The sequence below is a fragment of the Agrococcus sp. HG114 genome, assembly GCF_024723325.1.
Lineage (GTDB): Bacteria > Actinomycetota > Actinomycetes > Actinomycetales > Microbacteriaceae > Agrococcus.
On sequence record NZ_JANQCH010000293.1, the window covers coordinates 1 to 404 of the forward strand.

1 protein-coding gene is annotated in these 404 nt (G+C 35.9%); it reads left to right on the forward strand.

Annotated features, from left to right (window positions below; genetic code table 11):
• The coding region (locus tag NWP09_RS13300) for a DALR domain-containing protein (protein WP_309137128.1) at positions 1–404 on the forward strand (404 nt) is incomplete at both ends.

Here is a 404-nt window from a genome sequence, read left to right on the forward strand (position 1 = left end):
GCTAAAGACCGCTTGTCAAAACCTAAAACATCGCAGAAATGTCAGCGCGAATTTAGCAGATGATGATACAAAATGGCTGGCAATAATCGAGCAACATATTGATGCCTTCAAGAAAGAAATGGACGATGATTTTAATTCAGCCGATGGGATTACTGTCTTGTTTGAACTGGCAAAACAAGCTAATGTATATTTACGTGGAGAAAATACATCTACAAAAGTTATTGATTCCTTTTTAGGCGCATTTGAAGATCTTTTCTCCGTATTAGGCTTAGAAATAACACAAACAGAACTTCTAGATGAGGAAATTGATCAACTTATAGAGCAAAGATTGGAAGCACGAAAAAATCGCAATTTTGCTCTAGCGGATCAAATCCGGGATCAATTAAAAGAGATGAACATTATTT